This is a genomic window from Achromobacter colocynthidis (genome assembly GCF_057334535.1).
The window spans coordinates 354471-359210 of the sequence record NZ_JBHFIZ010000039.1 but is presented as its reverse complement, the minus strand read 5'-3'; the positions used below and the strand labels follow the sequence as shown (position 1 = coordinate 359210).

General features: G+C 67.9%; 3 protein-coding genes. All 3 read right to left on the bottom strand.

Features of this window, described 5'->3' with window-relative positions; all coding sequences use genetic code 11:
• Positions 1–97: 97 nt before the first annotated feature.
• From ACE04A_RS28160 to ACE04A_RS28150, 3 genes are read right to left on the bottom strand one after another with little or no spacing between them, the layout of a single operon-like run.
• The gene (locus ACE04A_RS28160; protein WP_448716912.1) at positions 98–2254 is read right to left on the bottom strand and encodes an HlyD family efflux transporter periplasmic adaptor subunit; all 2157 of its coding nucleotides are present in this window, start codon (positions 2252–2254) and stop codon (positions 98–100) included.
• 4 nt (positions 2255–2258) lie between these two features.
• A complete protein-coding gene (locus ACE04A_RS28155; RefSeq protein ID WP_485820745.1) occupies positions 2259–3740 on the bottom strand; it encodes an efflux RND transporter periplasmic adaptor subunit in 1482 nt (493 codons plus the stop codon).
• Between the two features lie 12 nt (positions 3741–3752).
• Positions 3753–4733: an efflux RND transporter periplasmic adaptor subunit gene (locus ACE04A_RS28150; protein ID WP_485820744.1), complete on the bottom strand. Its 981-nt coding sequence runs from the start codon at positions 4731–4733 to the stop codon at positions 3753–3755.
• Positions 4734–4740: the final 7 nt, after the last annotated feature.

Here is a 4740-nt window from a genome sequence, read left to right as displayed (position 1 = left end):
TGCACACCTCTCACAGAGATCGCTTGGACGCTGCCGGTGGCAACGCCCCCATACTCATGCAACACGCCTACGGCGCGTCGTTCATGTTTCTTCGTGCTCATGCGCCGGCCTCGCGCAACAGCACGCTTGCAACGCGCCGCACCAGGCGGCTGGCCAAGCTGATCGGTTCACCACGTATCTGCATTTCGCCGCGCAGTTCGGTCAAGGGCAGCGCTTGGCGGGACAAGTCGGTCACGTCGCCGGCCACTTCGAACACGGCCTGTTCGGCACGCAGCCGGCCCTCAAACTGGCGCGCCGGCACGTCGCCGCCATGCGCGGACGTCAGCACCCAGTTGTCCAATGTGTCGTTGGCTGCCGCGCCCACGCGCGAGACCTGGATGGCGCGCGCGGGCATCAGGCGCTGCTCGTCCACGAACTCGCCCGCGTCGCCTTCGCGGATACGATGCAGGTCGTCCGCATCGATGTAGCCGCGCGCCTCCAGGCTGTCGGGCGCGGCAATCAGGGCCAGGCGGGTCTTCTCGTCCACCCAGCGCCCGGGCGACAGTTCCAGCGCCAGCTCGACCACCACGCCGTCGATGGGCGCGCGCACGGCCAGGCGGGCACGCTCGCGTTCCAACCCGGCAATGCGGTCGCGCTCCAACTGGACTTCGCGCGTCAGCGTGAGGGACTCGGACAGATCCTTGCGGTCGGCGCTGCGACGATCCAGCCGTTCGTTCAACAGCCGTTCGCGCTCGCGCGCGGCTTCCAACTGTTGTTCAATCTCCGAGGCGCTCAGCGCCATCAGGATCTGTCCGGCACGCACGGTTTCGCCCTGGCGTACGCGCACGGCTTCCAGACGCGCGGGGCGCGGCGCGAAGGCGGGCGCCTGCTCGCTTGCGGTCAGCACGGCGGGAATGCGCACGGTGTAGGGCAAGGGCACCAGCAACACGGCCGCGAGTATCGCCAAGACGCCCATCGTGACGAACGCCTGCCGGCCCACTTCGTGGCGGCGGCGTACCCACACTTTCATTTCGCGCCAGATCGGCAACACGATGAACCAGCCGATCTCCACCACGAACAGGAAGATGCCCAGGATCTTGAAGAAGTAGTGATAGATCAGCAGCGCGATGGCCAGGAACAGGAAGAAGCGATAGATCCAGGTGGCGTACGCAAAGACGATGAACAAGGTGCGCGTCGAGCCGTAGGTGGGCTCGGGCTGCTCGTCGCCGTAGCCGAAGAGCCGTTCGCGCATCCACCAGCGCGCCATCGCAAACGAGCGGTCTTGCAGGCTGGGAATGCCGATCAGGTCGCTAAAGAGGTAGTAGCCGTCAAAGCGCATCAGCGGGTTGAGGTTGACCGCCAGGCTCAGCACCCAGCTGGTGGTGGCCAGCGCGAAGGCCACGTTGCGCCAGGCGCCGTCAGGCAGGAACACCCAGGCCAGCGTCGCCAGCACCGCCACCAGCAGTTCCACCGCCATGCCGGCGCTGTCGATCAATACGCGCTGGCGCCGGGGCAAGCGCCAGGCGTCGGTCGTGTCGGTGTAGAGGATGGGCGTCATCACAACGAACGCCACGCCCATGGTGGTGACGCGCGAACCCAAACGCACGGCGGTATAGCCGTGGCCCAGTTCGTGCAAGGTCTTCACCAAGGCCAGGCTGAGGCCGAAGGCGATCAGGCCCGTGGCCGAGATCATGTCGGGGAAGGTGCTCAGGAAGGTGTCCCATTGGCGTGAAACCAGATACAGGCTCAACACACCCAGCAACGCTGCCAGGGCCCAGAAGGTGCGCGAGAAGAACACCGTTACCCACGGCAGCGTGCGGCGCAGAAAGGCGTCGGGGCGAGCCAGCGGCACCTTGAAGAACAGATAGCCGTGCAGCAGCCGTGCGCTTAGCGAGCGCTGTTGCGCGCCGCGCTGCTGGCGCACGCGCGCATAGGTTTCGCCCGCTGCGGGCGCCAGCAGTTCATGGCGTTGCAGAAATTCGATCAGGCCCAGGATCTTCTGGTCGTCAGGCGTGCGGCCCGTGCTGCGCGCAACCGCCGAGCGCAGCGCGCCCACCGTGCCCTGATGCCATTGGGCCAGCATGCCGACGGTGTCCTGGTCAATCGCGAAGAAGCGATGCGCGGCGGGGTCATGGATGCGCCAGTTGCCGCCCCATTCGCCCGCGCGCGCCCCGCCCTGGTCGGCGATCAGGCGCAGGTCCTGGCGCAGCGGCGGCAGCTTGCGCGCGTCCGGGTTGGCTTCTGGGTCGTCAATGCGCAGTGCGGTGGCGTCCATGGCATCAGACTCCGGTCCATTGGCGCAAGGCCGTAATCGGCCGCCGCATCAGGTAGTAGAACAAGGACACCGGTTCGCCATAGACGCGCGCAGTGCCGCGCAGGCCCAGGCGTTCGGGCGCGGCGGTGGGGTCGTTAAGCCGTGCCAGCACGGTGTAGCTGGCCACGCCGGCGGCGTCGGATTCCGCGCGATACGCCACCCGCACGATCTTCGCGTCCAGCGGGTCTAGCGGCGCGGCATCCAGGAACACACGCACGGAGGCGCCCTCCTGCAAGTTGACGGAGTCCGCCACCGGCACCTTCAATTGATATTGCACCCGCTTAGGGTCGGCCACGCGCATGATGGCTTCGCCCACCGCCACCGGGCGGCCCAGCCAGTCGCGCGGGTCGCCATACAGGGCAACGCCGTCCTGCGGTGCGCGCAGCAAGGCCTTGGCCAGCATGGCGCGTGCGTAGTCACGTTCCGCCGTGGCGACGGATTCTTCGCTCAAGGCCACGGCCAGTTCACGCTTGGCGGTAGAGTCGGACACGGCCGCCTGTTGCAGCCGCAGCACCTTGGCGCGGGCCACTTCCACCTTCTGAATAGCCACTTCGTAATCGCTGCGCAGCTGGGTGTCCACCAATTGCACCAGCGGCGTGCCGGCGGCGACGGTTGCGCCCGGGGCCACCAGAATGCGCTCCACCACGGCGGGCAGCGCCGCCGTCACCACGAAGGGGTCTTGCGGCGTGACTTCCACCGGCGCCAATGTCGTCAGCGGCACGTGGACAAACGCCAGCGCCGCCGCCACCGCTGCCACCAATACATACAGCTTGGGACGATGACGGCGCAAACCGGCGGGCGGCCGGGCGCGGCCGGCGATGGCGGACAGGCCATGGGCATAGGCCCCGCCCAGGCGCGTAGCCAGGCGCTGGTGCGCATCTTCCCAGGGTTGATCACGCGCCAGCAGCCAGCCTGCGCGCGGCGCCTGCCCCACATCAGCCAGCGGTACCCACAAGAGCGAAGTCAGCACTGCGTCGGCCGAGCAGGGGTCATCCGGATCGGCGTAGGCGTGTACATCGAAAGCGCGGACGGCCCTTGGGTCTGGCGTATCGGAAGCAACGGGCGCGCCGGCCGCATTCCCCTTCTGACGACACAGGGCCGACACCATGTTCTCGTACCAGCGCACCAGCGGCGCATCGCGGTTCACGCTTGCCAGGCCCGATATGGCCGCCACGCGCCAGCGGCCACCTGGCGCGCCTTCGAACACCAGCGCCTGGCCAAAGGGCAACAGCGCGATGGGCTCGTTGGCCAGGTGCTGCCACAAGGCATCGCGCGAGGCGCAGCGGCGCAGCTCGCCTTCCAGGCGGATCAGTTGCGCGCCCGTGCTGTTCTGCGGATCGGCCTGCGATACCGACGGCGCATTCGCGGCGGGTCGAGGCCGCGCGGCTTCGCCGCCAGCCACGGATTCAGCCGGCCCACTCCGGGAGCTTGCAACATGAAGGGCCATGACAAGCACTCCTTACCGCACAGCGCTATTGCTGGAACCCGGCGCGCCAACACGCACCGACCCCGAGGGCGTGGCATGGGCTGGCGTCGACGGTATCGGCATGACCGCCGGCGGCTGGCCTTCGCTACCGGGCGGCACGTGATAGACCGCCTGAACGGGCAGCTTGCCGGCTGGGGCTTGCACCGGCCCCGGCGTCGATGCCATGGGCGTTGCCGGTGACGCGGCGGCGCCTTCCAAGGTTGCGCGTCCGCTCATGCCCGGCAGCACGCCCACGGGGGCCTGTTCCACGCGCGCCACCACCTTGATCGTCTGGCTGACCGCATCCACCGCCGCGGACACGCGCGTCACCTTGGCCGGCAGCACATCACCGGTTTCATCGACGATGAAGTCCAGGTCGGATCCTTCCTTCAACCACGCCAGCCATTTGGACGGCACGACCATGTGCAATTCCATCGGGCCATCGCTCACGATAGAGATCAGCTTTTCGTTGGCGGGCGGCGTTTCGTCCAGCCGCGCCAGCGTTTCCACCACGCTGCCCGCATACGGCGCCACGACCTTGCAGTCCACCATCCGTTGCTGGATGACGTCGGCCTGCGCCTGGCGTTCCTGATGCTTGAAGCGTGCGATGTCGGCATCGGCGCGGCCGGTGGCCGCCATGCGCAACAGTTCTGACTGCACCTTCGCGTTGCGCGCTTCGACGGCGGCGCCGGCGCGCGCGGCGCGCAGTTCGGCTTCCAGCCGACGGCAATCGAAGCTGACCAGCACGTCGCCCTGCTTGAACCGTTCGCCTTCGCGCAGCGGCATGCTCAGGATCTTTTCAGAGACCGATGACGACAGCGTGGCCTCGGCCGTGGCGCGCAATACCCCGCGCGCCGAGCCTCCATCAGCCGGCGGCTGCGAGCCCCAGGCCGTGGCGCAGGCCAGCAACAACGGCGTCAGCCAGACGCGACGGGGCCAACCCGCCTTGGGCGCGATACTTCTTTGCTTGTTCATGATGGTT

Bases quoted from the DNA above. Each gene is read 5' to 3' on its own strand.
- ACE04A_RS28160 (WP_448716912.1), bottom strand. From the start codon at position 2,254: ATGGACGCCACCGCACTGCGCATTGACGACCCAGAAGCCAACCCGGAC.
- ACE04A_RS28155 (WP_485820745.1), bottom strand. From the start codon at position 3,740: ATGGCCCTTCATGTTGCAAGCTCCCGGAGTGGGCCGGCTGAATCCGTG.
- ACE04A_RS28150 (WP_485820744.1), bottom strand. From the start codon at position 4,733: ATGAACAAGCAAAGAAGTATCGCGCCCAAGGCGGGTTGGCCCCGTCGC.